11 protein-coding genes and 1 pseudogene are annotated in these 18,722 nt (G+C 33.3%); 7 read left to right on the plus strand and 5 right to left on the minus strand.

Features of this window, described 5'->3' with window-relative positions; genetic code table 11:
- A partial coding sequence (locus ACQYZ7_RS03890) for a hypothetical protein (protein ID WP_430728470.1) occupies positions 1-1,212 on the plus strand: 1,212 nt, incomplete at its 5' end.
- A 140-nt stretch (positions 1,213-1,352) separates the two neighbouring features.
- On the opposite strand, the gene ACQYZ7_RS03895 is transcribed toward ACQYZ7_RS03890, so the two are convergent.
- Positions 1,353-2,180, minus strand: coding sequence for a universal stress protein (locus ACQYZ7_RS03895; RefSeq protein ID WP_430728471.1), 828 nt, complete (start codon positions 2,178-2,180; stop codon positions 1,353-1,355).
- Positions 2,181-2,344: 164 nt separating this feature from the next.
- On the opposite strand from ACQYZ7_RS03895, the gene rimP reads away from it, so the two are divergent.
- The 5 genes from rimP to ACQYZ7_RS03920 all read left to right on the plus strand — a co-directional run bounded on the left by rimP (position 2,345) and on the right by ACQYZ7_RS03920 (position 8,934).
- The gene (gene rimP, locus ACQYZ7_RS03900; RefSeq protein WP_430728472.1) at positions 2,345-2,806 is read left to right on the plus strand and encodes a ribosome assembly cofactor RimP; all 462 of its coding nucleotides are present in this window, start codon (positions 2,345-2,347) and stop codon (positions 2,804-2,806) included.
- Between the two features lie 12 nt (positions 2,807-2,818).
- The gene (gene nusA / locus ACQYZ7_RS03905) at positions 2,819-4,075 is read left to right on the plus strand and encodes a transcription termination factor NusA (RefSeq protein ID WP_430728473.1); all 1,257 of its coding nucleotides are present in this window, start codon (positions 2,819-2,821) and stop codon (positions 4,073-4,075) included.
- A gap of 123 nt (positions 4,076-4,198) precedes the next feature.
- Positions 4,199-7,087, plus strand: coding sequence for a translation initiation factor IF-2 (gene infB / locus ACQYZ7_RS03910; RefSeq protein ID WP_430728474.1), 2,889 nt, complete (start codon positions 4,199-4,201; stop codon positions 7,085-7,087).
- A 362-nt stretch (positions 7,088-7,449) separates the two neighbouring features.
- Positions 7,450-8,421 carry a M43 family zinc metalloprotease gene (locus tag ACQYZ7_RS03915; protein WP_430728475.1) on the plus strand — a complete coding sequence of 324 codons (972 nt, stop codon included), beginning with the start codon at positions 7,450-7,452 and terminating at the stop codon, positions 8,419-8,421.
- Between the two features lie 87 nt (positions 8,422-8,508).
- Positions 8,509-8,934 (plus strand): hypothetical protein, encoded by a 426-nt coding sequence (locus ACQYZ7_RS03920; protein WP_430728476.1) that lies wholly within the window; start codon positions 8,509-8,511, stop codon positions 8,932-8,934.
- Between the two features lie 657 nt (positions 8,935-9,591).
- On the opposite strand, the pseudogene ACQYZ7_RS03925 reads toward ACQYZ7_RS03920, so the two are convergent.
- The 4 genes and pseudogenes from ACQYZ7_RS03925 to ACQYZ7_RS03940 all read right to left on the minus strand — a co-directional run.
- Positions 9,592-9,777: pseudogene (locus ACQYZ7_RS03925) on the minus strand (thrombospondin type 3 repeat-containing protein); the annotation flags it as partial.
- A gap of 554 nt (positions 9,778-10,331) precedes the next feature.
- Positions 10,332-12,554: a hypothetical protein gene (locus ACQYZ7_RS03930; RefSeq protein ID WP_430728477.1), complete on the minus strand. Its 2,223-nt coding sequence runs from the start codon at positions 12,552-12,554 to the stop codon at positions 10,332-10,334.
- Between the two features lie 95 nt (positions 12,555-12,649).
- Positions 12,650-15,430 (minus strand): TonB-dependent receptor domain-containing protein, encoded by a 2,781-nt coding sequence (locus tag ACQYZ7_RS03935; protein ID WP_430728478.1) that lies wholly within the window; start codon positions 15,428-15,430, stop codon positions 12,650-12,652.
- Positions 15,431-15,565: 135 nt separating this feature from the next.
- Positions 15,566-17,920: a TonB-dependent receptor gene (locus tag ACQYZ7_RS03940; protein ID WP_430728479.1), complete on the minus strand. Its 2,355-nt coding sequence runs from the start codon at positions 17,918-17,920 to the stop codon at positions 15,566-15,568.
- 133 nt (positions 17,921-18,053) lie between these two features.
- Here ACQYZ7_RS03940 and ACQYZ7_RS03945 point away from each other — a divergent pair, with 133 nt between their 5' ends.
- A complete protein-coding gene (locus tag ACQYZ7_RS03945) occupies positions 18,054-18,722 on the plus strand; it encodes a metal-dependent transcriptional regulator (protein ID WP_430728480.1) in 669 nt (222 codons plus the stop codon).

The following is an 18,722-nucleotide window of genomic DNA, read 5'->3' on the forward strand; positions in this document are numbered from 1 at the left end:
ACAGACAACTGTGGAATCGGCGGAGAAACTTCGGGTAGTTTAAACGGAGTCGCAGGAGAAGTAATGGCAGGAGAAGATGGCTGTACACAATACAGAGATTACACATTCAATGCAACCGATGACTGTGGAAACGCAGCTACAGAAGTAGTAATCCGAGTAACGAGACAATACGACGAGACAGATCCTGTAATAGTTGATTTACCTGAAAGTCTTGAGTTATGTGATGAAGGATTACCAGAAATGTTGAATGCTAGATGGACAGACAATTGTTCAGTTGGAGGAGACCTGATAGCGTATCCTACAAACATAAGAGAAGAAAGTTGTATTCAATATGCAGATTATGTGTTCACAGCTACAGACGATTGTGGTAATAGTGTCACAGAAACAGTTACAATGTCAAATAAAACAGATTTATTTGAAAATTGTGAAACTGCTTTTGCAAGAGGTAACGATAATACTTGTTTCTTGAGTGATGGATTTAACCGTTGGGGTTGGACAAATTACTTTGAAACAGAGGGGGTTTATACTTTACCATTATATTCAGGAGCTGCAGAATGTGATCCTTCAAAAGGAATACAATCTGGAGAGGTAACAGTTACTTACCAAGATGGTTATGTTTCAGTAGAATATAACTTGTTTGAAGGGTATGTAATGAGTGTCGCGCACGTATATGTAGGATGTGAGAAGTATCCTATAAAAGGTAATAAACAAACCGTAGCGCCAGGACAGTATAACTTCAATACTACGAAATTAGATTATGCATCTAATTATACAGTAGGACCTATAGAAGCAAGTGGACCAATATATGTTATTGCTCATGCTGAAGTTTGTGAAGAAGTTTGTAGATGTCATGAGTCAACTGATAATGGTGGAACGTTTACTCCAGAAGGATCTGTAAACTGTTCAGAAGAGGTTGTTGAGTTAGTTCAACAAGAACCATTAAGCTTTAGTGCTTATCCTGTTCCGTTTGAAAATGAGTTGACATTAGAGTACAATTATAAATTTGATACTAATGTAGCTATTGAGATTTATAGTATGAATGGTATTTTGATTAAAAGAGTTGAAAACAATTCTTATATCAAAGGAACCAAAGAGCAAATGATAATAGACTTATCAAATGTGCAAAATCAAGCTTTAATTGTAAGAATGATTACAAGTAGAGGTGTTGTTAATAAGAAAATTATAGCAATGAGACCTAAGAAGAGAAAGTAATCTGAATTATGGATATGAACTGTTTAGAGAAGTCTAGTTAAAAACAAGCTTCTCTAAGCATATCCTTAAAAGCTGAAACTAATCAAACATAAAAAGCGCTAAGGTGTTAACCTTAGCGCTTTTTTCTTTATTGGAAATTTTTAAACTTTGAAAGTAAGCATAGGTTTTATTGATTTTTTAGACAAATGCTTGGTAATACTTCCGTTAAAAATGTGAGATAAACCACTTCTTCCGTGAGTAGCTAAAGCAATAATATCTGCATCAATTTTATTAGAAAAGTTTAAAATTCCTTTCTCGATTGAAGAATCGTTATAAGCGTTAATAGTGTAGTTTTTTAAACCATATTTATCGATAAATTTTTTAATGCGTTGATTGGTTTCTTGAGTGTTTTCAAATTTTTGAGGAGTATTTATTTTTAATAAGTGAATTTTACTATCAAAATTTTTAGCAAAATCTAAAAACCGTTCAAATGCTTGGTTTTTATTAGGCTTAAAACTTGAAGCAAAAACAAAGTTCTCAGGATTAAAATTCTCTCCATTTTTTTTGGTAACAATAACAGGGATATTAGAATTTCTTACAACTTTTTCGGTGTTAGAGCCTATAAGAATTTCCTCTAAGTTAGTGTGACCTTTAGCCCCCATAACAATAAGGTCTATTCCGCTTTTTTTAGAATAATCTTGAATTCCATCATAAGGGGGCTGAAACCGGATAGCATGTTTGACGTTGTCGTTTTCAGGAAAAAATGTTTTTTTGTAATCAAGCATTCTATCACGAACTTTTCTAATATACAACATGCTTTCAGGGATGCTAAAATTAGTTCCTGATCCCATGTCTACAAATCCAGTAGGGAGTTCAACCATATGAAGTAGGTGAACTTCGCTATTAGCTTTTTTAGCTATTGTCGAGGCTAACTTCGAAGCGTGCTCAGAAGGTTTTGAAAAATCGATTGGTACTAGTATTTTTTTCATAATAAGAAGATTTAAAGAGAGATAGTCATTTAAATATACGAAAAAACAACTTAATGTAACAAGGAAAAGATATTTGTGTGTTAATGAATAACTTACTATATTTGCAGCAAATTTATTAATCAGATAGATGAAGGGGACGTGAGTCCCCTCTTTTTATACCTAAGATGAATCAAGAACGAGTTAAAGAATTATTACAAGAAGCCTTACAAGAAAATGAGTCGTTATATTTAATAGACTTACAGTTTTTGGCAGACAATAAAATAAAAGTAATAGTAGACGGTGATTCAGGCGTGCCGCTAAGCGAATGTATTCGTATTAGTAGAAATATAGAACATAACTTAGATAGAGAAGAAGAAGACTTTTCGTTAGAAGTTACAACGCCAGATATTGCGCATCCAATAACTGTAAAGCGTCAGTATAAAAAGAATATCAATCGAATTCTAAAAGTTAAAACAGCAACTGAAGAGTTTGAAGGAACATTAACTGAGGTAACAGAAGATACTATTACCTTATTTTGGAAAGCAAGAGAGCCTAAGCCAGTAGGTAAAGGAAAGCATACGGTAGAGAAAACAAAAACACTAGCGTATCAAGATATTAAAGAAGCAAAAGTGAAGATCATATTTTAATTAGAGAATGAAATGGAAAATATTGCGTTAATAGAATCATTTTCGGAGTTTAAAGATAATAAGAGTATAGACAGAGTAACATTAATGTCTATCTTAGAAGAAGTATTTCGTGCAGCCTTAAAACGTAGGTTTGGGTCAGATGAAAACTTCGATATCATTATCAACCCAGATAAAGGAGATTTAGAGATTTGGAGAAACCGAGTGGTGGTGGCAGATGGAATGTCTGAAGACGATAATGAGGAAATTGAACTTTCAGAGGCAAGAAAAATTGAGCCAGATTTTGAAATTGGTGAAGATGTTTCTGAAGAAGTAAAGCTAATAGATTTAGGAAGACGTGCTATTTTAGCATTACGTCAAAACCTAATTTCTAAAATTCACGAGCACGATAGTACAAACGTCTTTAAACAATTTAAAGATTTAGAAGGAGAAATTTATAGTGCAGAAGTGCACCATATTCGTCATAATGCTGTAATTTTGTTGGATGACGAAGGAAATGAAATTGTTTTACCAAAGAGTGAACAAATTCGTTCTGACTTCTTTAGAAAAGGAGATGCAGTTAGAGGAGTGATAAAATCAGTAGAGTTAAGAGGTAATAAACCAGCTATTATTTTATCAAGAACTTCGCCAGCGTTCTTAGTAAAATTATTTGAACAAGAAATTCCTGAGGTTTTCGATGGTTTAATTACTATTGAAGGTGTTGCAAGAATTCCTGGAGATAAAGCAAAAATAGCAGTAGATTCTTATGATGATAGAATTGACCCTGTTGGAGCCTGTGTTGGTGTAAAAGGATCTCGTATTCATGGTATTGTACGTGAATTAGGAAACGAAAACATTGATGTAATCAATTACACTAAAAACGAACAATTGTTTGTTGCAAGAGCATTAAGTCCTGCTAAAGTTACTTCTGTAGAAATTCAGATGTACGAAGAAGAGAAAAATGGTAAAAAAGGACGTGTAAATGTTTTATTAAAGCCAGAAGAAGTATCAAAAGCAATTGGTAGAGCTGGTGTTAATATTCGTTTAGCAAGTGAATTAACAGGTTACGAAATAGATGTTCAAAGAGAAGGAATTGAAGAAGAAGATGTAGAGTTAACAGAATTCTCAGACGAAATCGAAGCTTGGGTAATTGCAGAATTCAAGAAGATTGGTTTAGATACAGCGAAGAGTGTTTTAGAAAAAGACGTATCAATGCTAGTACAGAGAACCGATTTAGAAGAAGAAACAATATTAGATGTTCAACGAATTTTAAGAGAAGAATTCGAAGACTAAAATATATAAAGGAAGCTAGTTTCCTGCTTTTAATGTAAAATCTAGCAAAAAAGAGAAAAAAAGCATAACTATACTTAGCACGTATAAAGTGTGTTTTTTCAATAAAAAAGTATAAAATAATATATGGCTGAAGGCAAAAAATTAAGACTGAATAAGGTTTTAAGAGAATTAAACATTTCTTTAGATAGAGCTGTAGAACACCTAGCTAAAAATGGCTATGATATAGAAGCTCGCCCTACTACCAAAATATCAGATAAAGAATATCAAATTTTATTTGATGGTTTTCAAACTGATAAATCTAAAAAGGTGGCCTCTAAAGAAGTTAGCGAAGAAAAGAAAAAAGAGAAAGAGGCAATTCGTCAGCAATTAGAACAAGAGCAAGAAAGAAAGCGATTAGAAGAAGAAGCAAAAAAACAAGAAGTTTTAAAAGCCAAAGCTGAAAAGTTAGAAGTTAAAACTGTAGGTAAAATAGATGTTGAAACTGGTAAAGCTGTTGAAGAAAAACCAGAACCAACTAAAGCTGAACTAACAAAAGTTGAACCAGCAAAAGTAGAGCCTGCAAAAAAAGAGGAGAAGGTAGAAGAACCGAAGAAAGAAGAGTCTGTTCAACCAGTTCAAGAAACGAAAAAAGTTGAAGAACCAGTAAAAGTTGAAGAGAAAAAGCCAGAGCCTCAAAAAACAGAAAAGCCAAAAGAACAAACAGTTAACACTCCTAAAAAGGAAGTAAAGAAAGAACAGCCTAAAGAAGTTAAAAAGACTGTTGATAAAAAGGTTAAAGAGGTGAAGCAATCAGAAAAAGAAACTGAGGTTACTCCAGAAAATGCTGAGAAAATTAAAACTCAGTATAAAAAATTAGAAGGTCCTAATTTTACAGGTCAAAAGATTGATTTAAAACAATTTGAAAGACCAAAGAAGAAGAAACCAGAAGCTAAGACTACTGACGGAGACAAAAAGAAACGTAAGAGAATTAGCAAACCAGGTACCCCAGGTACAGGAGCAAGACCTCAAGGAAATAATAGAGGAACTGGCCCGAATCGAGGAGGCCAAAGAGGTGGAACCCGAGGAGGTCAAAGAGGTAGAAGACCAGCTACAGCTCCAAAAGAAGAGTTAACAGAAGCACAAATCCAAAAACAAGTTAGAGAAACCTTAGAAAAACTTCAAGGTAAGTCTAAAAAAGGAAAAGGTGCAAAATACCGTAGAGATAAAAGAGACGCACACCGTCAGCAAAGTGAAGCTGAATTACAAGCTGCACAAGCGGAAAGTAAAGTGTTAAAAGTAACTGAGTTTGTTACGGTAAGTGAAGTAGCTACGATGATGGATGTTCCTGTTACTCAAATTATTTCTAGCTGTATGATGCTGGGAATGATGGTGACAATGAACCAACGTTTAGATGCTGAAACATTACAAATTGTAGCAGAAGAGTTTAACTATACAGTTGAATTTGTTGGTGCTGAAGTTGAGGAGTCTATAGAAGAGATTGAAGATAAACCAGAAGATTTAGCCACTCGTGCACCAATTATTACAGTAATGGGACACGTAGATCATGGTAAAACTTCGTTATTAGATTATATTCGTAAAGCGAATGTAATTGAAGGGGAATCAGGAGGTATTACTCAACACATTGGTGCATATGCAGTAAATGTGGGGGATCAAAAAATAGCATTCTTAGATACACCAGGTCACGAGGCCTTTACAGCAATGCGTGCACGTGGAGCTCAGGTTACTGATTTAGTAATTATTGTAGTAGCTGCCGATGATGATGTGATGCCGCAAACAAAAGAGGCAATTTCTCACGCGCAAGCAGCAGGAGTTCCAATTATTTTTGCAATAAACAAAATAGATAAGCCTAACGCGAATCCAGATAATATTAAAACTCAACTTTCTTCTATGAACTTATTAGTAGAAGACTGGGGTGGTAACATTCAATCACAAGAAATTTCTGCTAAAACAGGGCAAGGAGTTGATGAATTACTAGAAAAAGTATTATTAGAAGCAGAAGTATTAGAGTTAAAAGCTAACCCTGATAAGAATGCAAATGGGGCTGTTGTTGAAGCTTTATTAGATAAAGGTAGAGGATATGTATCTACAATTTTAGTACAAGCAGGTACATTAAAAATTGGAGACTATATGTTAGCAGGAAAACATAGTGGTAAAGTAAGAGCTATGTTTGATGATAAAGGAAGAAAAGTATTAGAAGCAGGTCCTTCTACACCAGTATCAATTTTAGGTTTAGATGGAGCACCACAAGCAGGTGATAAATTTAATGTATTTGAAGATGAGCGTGAAGCTAAACAAATAGCAGCTAAACGTTCTCAGTTACAACGTGAGCAATCAGTTAGAACACAAAAAACATTAACGCTTGCAGAAATTGGTCGACGTATTGCATTAGGAGACTTCAAAGAATTAAATATCATCTTAAAAGGAGATGTAGACGGTTCAGTAGAAGCTTTAACAGATTCGTTCCAGAAACTATCTACAGAAGAAATTCAAGTAAATATTTTACATAAAGGAGTTGGAGCAATTACAGAGTCTGATGTATTATTAGCAACTGCTTCAGATGCGATTATAGTAGGGTTTAACGTACGTCCACAAGGAAACGCACGTTCAGTAGCAGATAGAGAAGAAGTTGATATCAGAACATATTCAATCATCTATGACGCTATTAATGACTTGAAAGATGCCATGGAAGGAATGTTATCTCCAGAAATGAAAGAAGAGGTTCTTGGTAATGTAGAAATTAGAGAAGTTTATAAAATTTCTAAAGTTGGTAACATTGCAGGATGTATGGTTATCACAGGGAAAATCACAAGAGATTCTAAGATTCGTGTAATTAGAGATGGAATTGTAGTTCATGATGGTGTATTAACGTCGTTAAAACGTTTTAAAGACGATGTTAAAGAAGTAACTAAAGGATACGATTGTGGTCTTCAAATAAAAGGATATAACGATATTAAAGAAGGAGATACATTAGAAGCTTATACTGAAGTTGCAGTTAAGAAAAAACTTAAGTAATCACTTACTTTAATACAGAATATAAAAGGCACCTAATTAGGTGCCTTTTTTGTGCTTAATATATAAAATTGACTTTTTTTAACCTGTTTACTATTAGGTATTTAAAAAAAGACATTATTGTCTATTATTGCTCGTAAGTGATGTTTAAAGGTCTTAAAGTGTTGTAAACGAGTAAGAAAAAAAAGTTTTGTTTGTGTTTTGAAAATTATATATTGCGTATCGTTAAAAAATCCTTCAGATTATTATTGATATAATAAAATATTAACACATTCTTTTGTTTAAAAGAGTTTTGTTTGTAGTTTTTTAACACAGTAAATAGCACTTTTTAGTGTTTCTAATACTAATTTTTAAATTTTCACAACATGAAAAGAATTTTTCTTACCATGGCAATCACTGCTGGAATTTTAGTAGGTTGTCAAACAAATGAACAAAACCCGAGTTTAGAACCAGAAGCAGATGTAACGACGTTACAGAAAGCAGAAAAACAATGTTTTGCTAATGATGTTCTAGAGGCGAAGATGGCTAACGATCCTAGCTTAAAAAGTAAAATGGAAAACATTGAAAATTTTACAGCTTCTTACTTACAAAAAGTAAAATCTGGAGAAGTTCAAGCAAGGTTAGTAAATGGAAAAATCCAAATACCAGTTGTTTATCATGTAATTTACCGTCAAGCAAGTGAAAACTTATCATTATCGGTATTACAAGATCAAATAGATGCTTTAAATGAAGACTTTAACATGCAAAACCCTAATAGAGGAGCTATGCCTGCTGAGTTTGCAGGAGTTGAAGCAAATGTAAATGTTGATTTTGTTATTGAAGATATAATTAGAGTACAAAACTCAAAAAAGAGAAGTTGGAGACCAGATGATTCAATGAAATTTTCATCTTCAGGAGGAAGTGATGTTGTAAATCCACAAGAGTTTTTAAATATTTGGATTGTAAATGTGATGCCATATAGAGGAGGGCAAATCTTAGGATATGCGCAATTCCCAGGAGGTAGTTGGTCTACTGATGGTGTAGTTTTAGCACATAGCTTTGTTGGTCGTAATCAAAGAACTGCAACACACGAAGTTGGTCACTACTTAAACTTACGTCACATTTGGGGTGATGGTGGATGTGGTGCTAGTGACTTTGTTGCTGATACTCCAGATGCTGATGGAAATAGTAGAGGATGTCCTACTTACCCAGTAATTGAGTGTGGAAGTGCTAACATGACTATGAACTTTATGGATTATTCTGATGATAGCTGTATGTATATGTTTACAGAAGGTCAAAAAGCTAGAATGGATGCAGTATTTGCTTCAGGAGGGTTCAGAGCTACTATGGCAGACTAATCTGTTTTAATACGAAATTCATATACTAAGACGTTCTTTATTTAAAAGAGCGTCTTTTTATTATCATAAACTAAAAAGTAAGAATAGATGAAATATTTAAAAATAATAGTTCCTGTAGTATTTTTATTAATGATGAATTGTGCAGCGCAGAATAATACAAAAGAGTTTGATAAAATAGTTTATAAAGCTCAAACAAGGGGAAGTTTGGTGCAGTTAACTATTGAAGGAAATAAATTATCATACAAAACGTATCAAAAGGAAGGGACTAAAGAAGTAACAAAAGAACAATTAGAAGAATTAAAAAGGATAGTTAATGAGTTAAATTTAGATGAAATAAGCGGTTTAAAGGCACCAAGCGAAAAAAGAATAACAGATGGAGCTTTGCATGCAGAATTCGCTATTAAAATAGCTGATAAGGAATATAAATCAAGCATATTCGATGCTGGTAATCCGCCAAAAGAATTAAAAAAGCTAGAAGATTTATTATACAGTCTTTCTGATTTAAAAGAATAAACAAAAAAACCGAGCAATTTGCTCGGTTTTTTGTTAAAAGAAAGAATATTAATTCTTTTTATAAATTTTACTTTTTTTACCGTCTTTATCAATAAAATAGAAACCTTCAGGTAGGCTTTTAATAACATCAGTTTCTTCTGTTTTATTGTTGATAGTAGTTTCTTTAACCTTATTCCCGTTTACATCATGAATAGTCAACTGAGTTGGGGTTTTAAATGATGAAGAATTAACGCTAGCGTAAGCTTGATTGTTACCTTCATTAGATTCAGAGGTATTATCATAATAGTCAGCTATAGCATGTAAATAATTAAAGCTTGAAAGGTTATATCCTAAATAATTATCCCATATATATATTTCTGAGCACATCTCTTTAGTTTGGTTTGGAGCTATGCTTAACGAAGAGCTAGGATAAGGAAGGTTAGCTACAATACTTGAACTATTCAGGCTTGAGCTGTTTGTTAGAATTAAAGCTGTATTATTAATTGTACCGGTTGCAGGCCCTATGTTTTTAATATTAACACAGAATTTATGGTTTTGGTTGGTTCTTAGAGTTAATGCTCCAGATGAGTCTGTGTTCGTATAAGTTCCTCCTGCGTTGATAGACATACTAACGATAACAAAATCAGGGTCACCAACAGGGCATCCATTGTTAGAAGAAGGACCTGCCTGGTTAGGGCAGTTGTCTTGCCAGTTTTGTACCCCATCACCATCTGAATCTCTATTATCTTGTAAGTCGCATGCATCACCAATACCGTCATTATCGATATCGTTTTGATTTGCATTTGAAATGTTAGGACAATTGTCTTGGCTATTCAAAATACCATCTCCATCATTATCTCCATCAGGAAATATATAGGTCAAAGTTTTAGTTAAACCTGCATACTTTACCACCAAAAGAAACTTTTTATTTAGTTCAGTAGAGTAATCTATAAGTGAAGTATTCCACCAATTTTTTAAAGTGTAAGAAGAAAATATTAAGTCAACATCGTCTTCACGGTTCCAATAACTTCTGGCTATTTCATTTGAAGAGTTTACAGCGTCTTTGTAAACAATTAAGTCTATTTGATGGTGTCTATGTGTGCCGTAGCTATAATCACCTCTAATTTTAAATTCAAAATCAAATCTTGTGCTAGCAGGAAAGGTTAGTCCTTTTGTTTCATTTACCTTAAAGTCTATAACATCTATGGTTTGAGAAAAGCATGAGAAACTTAAAATAAATAATGTAATTAATGTAATTTTTTTCATAGTTTTTATGTATTATAATTAATCATTATAAAAATCTGGCTTTTTTCTTGTTTATGAGTTAACCATAGATTACTAAAAAGTAAATAAAATATAAAAACAAAAAACCGAGCAATTTGCTCGGTTTTTTTATAATTTTTTAGTTTAAGTTACTGCTATAAACCTTTTGTCCATCCATTTGTCCAGTCAGGAGCAGCAGCACCGTTACCAGCACCTGTAGCAGTTCCTTCAGTAATGAATGATTGGTTAGCACCTTCATAATTTGTAGATACAAATCCAGCAGCATTATTTACAAATTGAACATTAGTCATTTTTAAATCACCATTTTCAATTCTAACAGAGGCTTGAGGGTCGTCAGCAATAGATTTTACTTTTACACCTAAGTCTACTCCAGAAATATAGAAATTATCGATAGTAAAGTTACCTCCACCTTCTTTGTAATATAAAGCTCCTTCACCTACAGGACCTACTACTGTAATGTTTTTTAAAGTAGCATTAGTCACAGGAGCAGCATCACCATCGTTACCGTTGTTAGATCCTTCGATACCAGCTCTAGCACTTCCAGAAATGTACCAGTACTCACCAGTTCCGGCCCATCCGTCAGCAAAGTCAATTGAATCATCTCCTGAGTTAGTTGCAACTAAATATCTACCGTTAACAGTACCTCCGAAGAACTCGATTCCGTCATCACCACCTTCGTATGATTGAACGTACTCTACAGTAGTTCCTGAACCAACACCGAATAAAGAAAGTCCGTTAAATTCTTTAGAAGAGTTAAAAGTAGCTCCAGTATACTCAATTCTTAAATAACGAATAGATCCTGAGTTATCATCAACGATGTTACCACCATAAGTTAAACCAGCAACTTCAGAAGTAGCAATTGAACCTACGTTTGTTGGTGCTTGACCACATACTACTAATCCTCCCCAGTCTTTAGGAGCGGGAGTAGTAGCTCCAGAAGTCATAACTACAGGATTGTTTGCTTCACCATCGATGAAGATTTGCCCTCCTTGAGCTACAGCGATGTAAGCAGAAGTACCACCGGTAGCTTTAATAACTGTTCCAGCAGGAATTGTTAATTTTCCACCATCTTTTACTATGAAAGAGCTTGTTAATTGGTATTCAACATCAGCTTTTAAAGTAACTTCACCAGTAACTTCACCAGCTAAGTTTTCTTTAGATACTCCACTATTACTTAATCCTCTTGTCCAACCAGCAGTCCAATCAGGAGCAGCAGCACCGTTACCAGCACCAGATGTAACTCCTTGACCGATGAAATCTTGATTAACTCCAGCATAGTCAGTTAAAGCAAAACCATCAACATTTTCAGCAAATTGAACATTAGTCATTTTTAAATCACCATTTTCAATTCTAACAGAGGCTTGAGGGTCGTCAGCAATAGATTTTACTTTTACACCTAAGTCTACTCCAGAAATATAGAAATTATCGATAGTAAAGTTACCTCCACCTTCTTTGTAATATAAAGCTCCTTCACCTACAGGACCTACTACTGTAATGTTTTTTAAAGTAGCATTAGTCACAGGAGCAGCATCACCATCGTTACCGTTGTTAGATCCTTCGATACCAGCTCTAGCACTTCCAGAAATGTACCAGTACTCACCAGTTCCGGCCCATCCGTCAGCAAAGTCAATTGAATCATCTCCTGAGTTAGTTGCAACTAAATATTTACCGTTAACAGTACCTCCGAAAAACTCGATACCATCATCACCACCTTCAAAAGATTGAACGTATTCTACAGTAGTTCCTGAACCAACACCGAATAAAGAAAGTCCGTTAAATTCTTTAGAAGAGTTAAAAGTAGCTCCAGTATACTCAATTCTTAAATAACGAATAGATCCTGAGTTATCATCAATGATGTTACCACCATAAGTTAAACCAGCAACTTCAGAAGTAGCTGTATTACCTACGTTAGTTGGTGCTTGACCACACACTACTAATCCTCCCCAATCTTTAGCGGCAGGAGTAGCTGCACCAGATGTCATTACTACTGGGTTTTCTTTGCTACCATCAACAAATATTTTTCCTCCTTGAGCTACAGCAATGTAAGCAGAAGTACCACCAGTAGCTTCGATTCTTGTACCAGCAGAAATTCTTAAAATCCCACCTTCTTTTACTATATAAGACCCAGTTAATTTATAAGTAACGCTAGCGTCTAAAGTTACTTCTGTAGTTACTTCACCAGCTAAATCTACTGAAGTACATGGTTGGCAAGATCCTCCACAATCTACACCTGTTTCATCTCCATTTTGAATTCCATCAGAACATGAAGAAGTCTGTATTGGATCATCTTCTCCACAAGAAACTACCGTTGTTAGGGTAGCAGCTGCTATCATTAAAGTAAAAAGTTGTTTTCTCATTTTTTTTAGTTAATTTATTTTAATGCTACAAAAGAAAGACCCCAACATTAACTTAGTGTTCTGCTAAAATTAATGTTGGGTTATTGGATTGTTAATTAAAAGTTATATGATAATGATAACTTAAAGTCAACACCTTTTTTGTAAGAAAGTATTCTAACGTCTTGATTATCTTGGAATCTTTCTATTGAAGGGTTTAAAAGGTTCTTTGCAGAAGCCCCAAGGCTTAATCTTTCGTTTAATTTAGATTTTAATACTAAGTCTAATGTTCCGAAACCTTTATCAACTAAGTTTCCTTTTCCATCAGTACCTAAAGCAAAGATTCTATCAGAGAAGTAATTGTATACTAATGTTGATTGAAAGTTCATTCCATTATTGAAGTCTTTTGAAAAACTTAAATCTGTATTGATTAGTAAATCAGAAGCACCAGAGAAGCCGTCTTCAGTTTTACTAAAGTCTACACTAGTTCCAGGGTTTTCTTTAATAACTTTATCTTTATTTAGTTCTTGCTCATGGTTCATGTATGAAGCGTTTAAACCAAAAGATAATTTGTTGTTTAAAGCATTTTCTCCAATTTCTTTGTTGAATAACACTTTTCTTAATTCAAGTTCAACTCCATAAGCCATACCCCAGTCTCCAGTATTAGCATAACTAATATCGTTAGAAGCAGAGTTAATTCTGATTTCGTTAATTGGGTTTTCAATGTATTTACCAAAAACACCCACAGAGATAATTTCTTCTCTTTCAGGGAAGTACTCCCATTTGAAATCAGCATTGTAATTATCAGAAGAATATAAGTTAGGGTTACCAAGAGAACTGTTTACAACGCCTTCGTAAAGAAATGGAGCTCTTTCTTTAAATTGAGGTAAAGTATATGATTTACTAGCAGCAAACTTTAAGTTATGTTTGTCATTAAGAGTATATTTTAATGATGTTGCTGGTAAAATTTGTAATTGATCTAACTCGCTTTGACCTGCGTTAACAGACGTATTGTACTCTAATGATTGATTAACTTGCTCACCTCTTACACCAAAAACACCTGTGAATCTATCAGAGAATTTGTATTCAAACTCTAAATAACCTGCGTTTATATTTTGATTTCCTCCGTAAGTTTGAGGTAATAAAACATCAATAGAAGCATTTAAACCTCCTCTAAAAGTTCCAATAGAATATAAACCTGCATTAAAGTTTGCTTGGTTAAAATAGCTGTCTAAGTTATAAACATCATCAATGAATGGTTGCGCTGTTCTTTGGTTAATTACAAAGTTAAACTGAGTAGCATCAAAATCTATATTTTTAAATCTTCCACTATATCCTAATTTAACTTTAGCTCTGTATATATCATCACTGTTTTTAGCAAATTGATATGTAAATGCTGCGTTAGCTGCTAATTCTTCTTCTTCTAAATCTGAGTAGAATCTATGGTTGTCAGAATCATTACTGATTAAGAAAAATGATTTAGGACCATTTGGATCGTCGTTTCTATGTGGTAATACAGTTGTTTGTCTACGGTCAGGAACATTGTTTTTGTTGAAGTTGTAAGCTGCTCCCCATTCCGCTTTAAAAGCATCACTAATTCTATGATCTCCTAATAATTGGTGAACATATAAAGTGTTTCTCATAAATGTTTGCCTTTGAATTACAGCTCCACCTTCAGGCGCATTATCAAAAACATCATATATTCCTTGATAATCATCATGAGAATTGCTAGAGTTGTTTACCATTAAAGCGTTATACTTTAACTCTTGACCTTTGTGTTTTAATCTAATATTACCCATAAAAGTAGTATTAGTGTCATAAGAATAAGATTCTCTAGTTAAATCTTTTCTAGCTACTCCAGAAACGTTAACATCTCCTCTAGCTACTCCTTCTTTATAGTTGTAGCCATTATCAAATGATCCAACAGCAAAAAAACTTATTTTGGTTTCAGGAGATAAGTTGTAAGAATCTCCTCCTTTAATTGCTATAGAAGAACTTACTGGGAAGTTACCAGTTTGTCTGTCCCAACTAGTTGTAAAATTGTAGTTATTTAAAGGAAAAGCAGGATAATATGTTTTATAAAAGCCAAAATTGTTAGGTCCATCAGCAGTATAAAACTTACTTTTTTGTGATGCAACTGTGTTTAATGAAGACCCTAGGCTAACTTGGGCAAATCCATCACCTTTGTATACTTTTGAAGCAATATTTATATTAGCTCCACCAAAATCACCATAGTTTTTTACTGAATACGTCTTGTCTAAACCAATGTATTCAACAATATCTGTAGAAAAAATACTTAAATCTATGTTTTTCTTTGAAGGGTTGTTAGACGGTAAAGGAAGTCCATTTAACGTTGTTACATTATATCTGTCTCCAAGTCCCCTTACAAAAACACTTCCTGATCCTTCCTGTTTTGATACTCCAGTAGTTTTAGTAACTGCTGTTGCGATATCACTTACACCTTTTCTAGAAAGCTCTTGATTACCTATTTTTGTTTCAATGGTAACGGCTTTCTTTTGTTCTAAAAGCAAAGCGCTTTCTTTCTCTCTGCTAACAGTAGCGTTAATTTGAACTTCATCTAATGCCACCCCTTCGTTAGCACCTAATTCTTGATTAACAGTAATTGTTTCATTTGTTTTTACAATAATTGGTTTTTCAATGGTTTTATAACCAACGAAACTAAAAACAATAGTTTGATTTCCTGTAGGTACGCTAAGAGTGTACTTACCATCCATATCGGTTGTCCCCCCGATAGAAGTTCCTTTAATAAAGACATTAGCAAAAGGTAATGCCTCTCCGCTCATTTCTTTGTCAGTAACTGTACCATTAACAGTACCTTTGCTTTGAGAAAATGCTAAATTACATAAGCTTAAAAAAGCTATAAATAATATTTTTTTCATTCTAATCTTTGAATTCTGTTTATTTATCCCGCAAAATTCAAGTTAAATAGTAAAGCTAATGTTATGTAGGAATTACGTTTGTATTATTAGAATGTTTCTTTAATGTTAACTAGTTTTTGATATGTTACTAAAGTATTAATTGTTTGTAAATTTTACACCAATAACAAAGGTCCTTGGTGTAGCGGGACCATAAATAAAATTACTGTCGCGTTCTTTACCTATGTCAAATTTCGACTGATATTCATCAAAAATATTCTTAATCCCGGCAGTAAGTTCTAGGTTAGTGTTTAGTTTTTCCATCTCAAAAGTATAACTGCTGTTAATACCTAAATTAAAGAAGGATGGAGAGGTAAAGTATTCACCTTTATTTTCATTATCATCAGTTGGTGGATCGAAATCAGGATTAGGTACAATATGTAAAACATCCATTTGCCCAGTATAAACTAAATTTAATGCAGTTTTAAACTTCTGATTAGGTGTATACGTTGCTGTAGCATAACCATAAGTATTAGGGGTACGTAAAAATTCTCTCTTTGAAGGCAAATTATGAAAATTATCAACAGGAGTATCAAATTTACTTGATTGATAGGTAAACCCTGCATCTAGTTGTAAAATACCATCGTAGTTTAATCGAGTTTCTAGAGTAACACCTTGTACCACTGCGCCATCTCCATTTCTTTTTTCAAAAACTTCTCCAAAAGTATCTTGTTCAATAGGTTCTAAATAAAAAGCATCTTTTAAATTAGTATAAAAGCTCTCAAAAGTGAATCCGTAAATATAATGCTCTGTAGGTTTGTCGTAATTAAAGGATAAAGTATAACTGTTAGAACGTTCTCTTTTTAAATCATCCGCTAATACTACTCGAGATACTCCTCCGCCTGCAAAGGCAATATGTAAATCTGTATCAAAAGCCTGTGGAGCTCTAAAGCCAGTACCCCATGTACCTCTAATTTGTGTGTTTTTAAAAGGTTTAAATAATAAAGATACTCTAGGGCTAGCTACATTGTTAACAATGGTTTTTTGAGTCCCGTCTTGTTTTAAAGCATTCAATTTATGATTGTCGTAACGAACACCCGTTAGTAGATTTAACTGTTTGTTTATCTCCCAATCACTTTGAAAAAAGAACCCGAAGTTTTGAGTTAATTGATCCACCTTGTATTCGTACGATTCAATAACATCAAAAACATCATCTTGCACGAATTCACCTCCTAAAGTAAGTACATTATTTCCGCCTAAAAATTTTTCTAATTGATGGTTGAATTGTAACCCTCCTTGAAAAGTAGTTGTAGTTGAGTTTCCGTAAGGAGGTTTAGCTAAATGCTCAGTGTCTTCAGGAGTGTTAATATCAGGACGAATTCCTGTATAATGCTCTCTATCGGTATATTGTGTAGCGAAATAAGAAATAATAGAGCTTTTGTCATTGTTAAAGTTGATTTGATAATCAATATTTCCTACATAAACATCGTGTACACGTTCTTCCGATTGCATTGCAAAATGAGGAGCTTTATCAACCATTTCTCCACCATAACGATATTCATTCATCTTACTAAAATTGACTTCTATTTTTTGATTGTCTGTCGGAAGAAAAAATAAATTAGTTCCAAATGAATTATTCTTTAATTCAGGTAACTCAGAAAAATTGTCACCATTAGCATCATACAATTCCCTTTTTCTGTTATTGATAAAAAATGAAGCACCAGCATTTCTGTCTTCATTTACTATAGTGGCGTTTCCAGCAATAATATGGTCTGAAGCTCCTTTAATATTTTGATAGGTGTAACCTATACTGTAATTATTTTTCTTCGGAATTTTAGTAATTACATTCACGGTACCACCAATAGCACTAGAACCATATAAGGCAGAACCACCACCACGTACTACTTCTATACGTTCAATCATATTGGTAGGTACTTGTTCTAATCCGTACAATCCAGTTAACGGACTAAAAATAGGACGACCATTAATTAAAATTTGAGAATATCCGCCAGCTAAACCATTCATTCGAAGTTGTGTGTAATTACAAGTTTGACAATCGGTTTCTACACGTAAACCAGTTTGAAATTTTAATCCTTCTGATAAGTTACATGCTTGTACATCTGCCAAGGTTTGACTGTTGATAACATTTACAATAACAGGACTATTGGTTCTGCGTTTATCAGTACGTGTTCCAGTAACAGTAACTTGATCTAAAATTTCAGCAGTTTCGGTTAATGTAAAGTTGATTGTTTTTTCTTCTGAAGGGTTTAGAGTAACTGTTTTTCGTTCTGACAAAAAACCAATAGTTGAAGCAACTAAAACGAATTTGTTTTTTGTTGTTTTTAATTGATAGTTACCTGATTCATCTGTAGTAGTTCCGTCTTCTGTTCCTTTTATAAATACATTAGCAAACGGTATGGTTTCTCCTGAAGAAGAAGTAATTTTTCCTTTAATCGTTTGTCCGTTTACAATATTTGATACTAATATAATTGCAAGAGCAATGAGATTTTTCATGTTAAAAATAATTTACTGATGAACAGCTTTTTGAATTAAAAATTTATGCAAATATAAATTAATTTTTAGTCTTGGCTAAAAATATGTTTAATTAAATCAAAAACTATATATTTGCATACCTAAAAAAATAGTGATGTTTAGTCAGTCTGAAGAAAATTATATAAAAACAATGTATCATTTGGCTGCTGATTATAAAAAAGGAATCAGCACGAATGCGATTGCAAAAAAGTTAGATACAAAAGCATCTTCGGTAACAGATATGGTTAAAAAACTATCAGAGAAAGATGTGGTGAGCTATAAAAAGTACCAAGGAGTGACATTAACCGATTTTGGAAAAAAAATAGCTGCGAATATTGTTCGTAAACATCGATTATGGGAAGTTTTCTTAGTAGACAAATTAAATTTTTCTTGGGATGAAGTACACGAAGTAGCAGAGCAGTTAGAACATATTAAATCTCCAAAATTGATTAATGAACTAGATGCTTTTTTAGGTTATCCAAAAAGAGATCCACATGGAGACCCTATTCCAGATAAAGAAGGAAACTTGCAAATAATAGAAAAAAGTTTGTTGTCTACTTTAAAGAAAAATGAAGTAGGAGTTTGTGTTGGTGTTGATGATAGTTCGTCAGAATTTCTACGTTTTTTAGATAAACAAGGAATCGCTTTAGGAAAACAGATAAAAATTATAGAAAAAGAACCTTTTGATGGGTCTTTAATGATAGAGATGGAAGGGAAAATACTTTCTGTGTCCAATAAAATAGCAAGTAATTTATATCTGCAAAAAAACATTAAAAAATTATAG

Source organism: Tenacibaculum sp. SDUM215027, assembly GCF_050566205.1.
Taxonomy (GTDB): domain Bacteria; phylum Bacteroidota; class Bacteroidia; order Flavobacteriales; family Flavobacteriaceae; genus Polaribacter.

Bases quoted from the DNA above. Each gene is read 5' to 3' on its own strand.
- ACQYZ7_RS03895 (WP_430728471.1), bottom strand. From the start codon at position 2,180: ATGAAAAAAATACTAGTACCAATCGATTTTTCAAAACCTTCTGAGCAC.
- rimP (WP_430728472.1), top strand. From the start codon at position 2,345: ATGAATCAAGAACGAGTTAAAGAATTATTACAAGAAGCCTTACAAGAA.
- nusA (WP_430728473.1), top strand. From the start codon at position 2,819: ATGGAAAATATTGCGTTAATAGAATCATTTTCGGAGTTTAAAGATAAT.
- infB (WP_430728474.1), top strand. From the start codon at position 4,199: ATGGCTGAAGGCAAAAAATTAAGACTGAATAAGGTTTTAAGAGAATTA.
- ACQYZ7_RS03915 (WP_430728475.1), top strand. From the start codon at position 7,450: ATGAAAAGAATTTTTCTTACCATGGCAATCACTGCTGGAATTTTAGTA.
- ACQYZ7_RS03920 (WP_430728476.1), top strand. From the start codon at position 8,509: ATGAAATATTTAAAAATAATAGTTCCTGTAGTATTTTTATTAATGATG.
- ACQYZ7_RS03930 (WP_430728477.1), bottom strand. From the start codon at position 12,554: ATGAGAAAACAACTTTTTACTTTAATGATAGCAGCTGCTACCCTAACA.
- ACQYZ7_RS03935 (WP_430728478.1), bottom strand. From the start codon at position 15,430: ATGAAAAAAATATTATTTATAGCTTTTTTAAGCTTATGTAATTTAGCA.
- ACQYZ7_RS03940 (WP_430728479.1), bottom strand. From the start codon at position 17,920: ATGAAAAATCTCATTGCTCTTGCAATTATATTAGTATCAAATATTGTA.
- ACQYZ7_RS03945 (WP_430728480.1), top strand. From the start codon at position 18,054: ATGTTTAGTCAGTCTGAAGAAAATTATATAAAAACAATGTATCATTTG.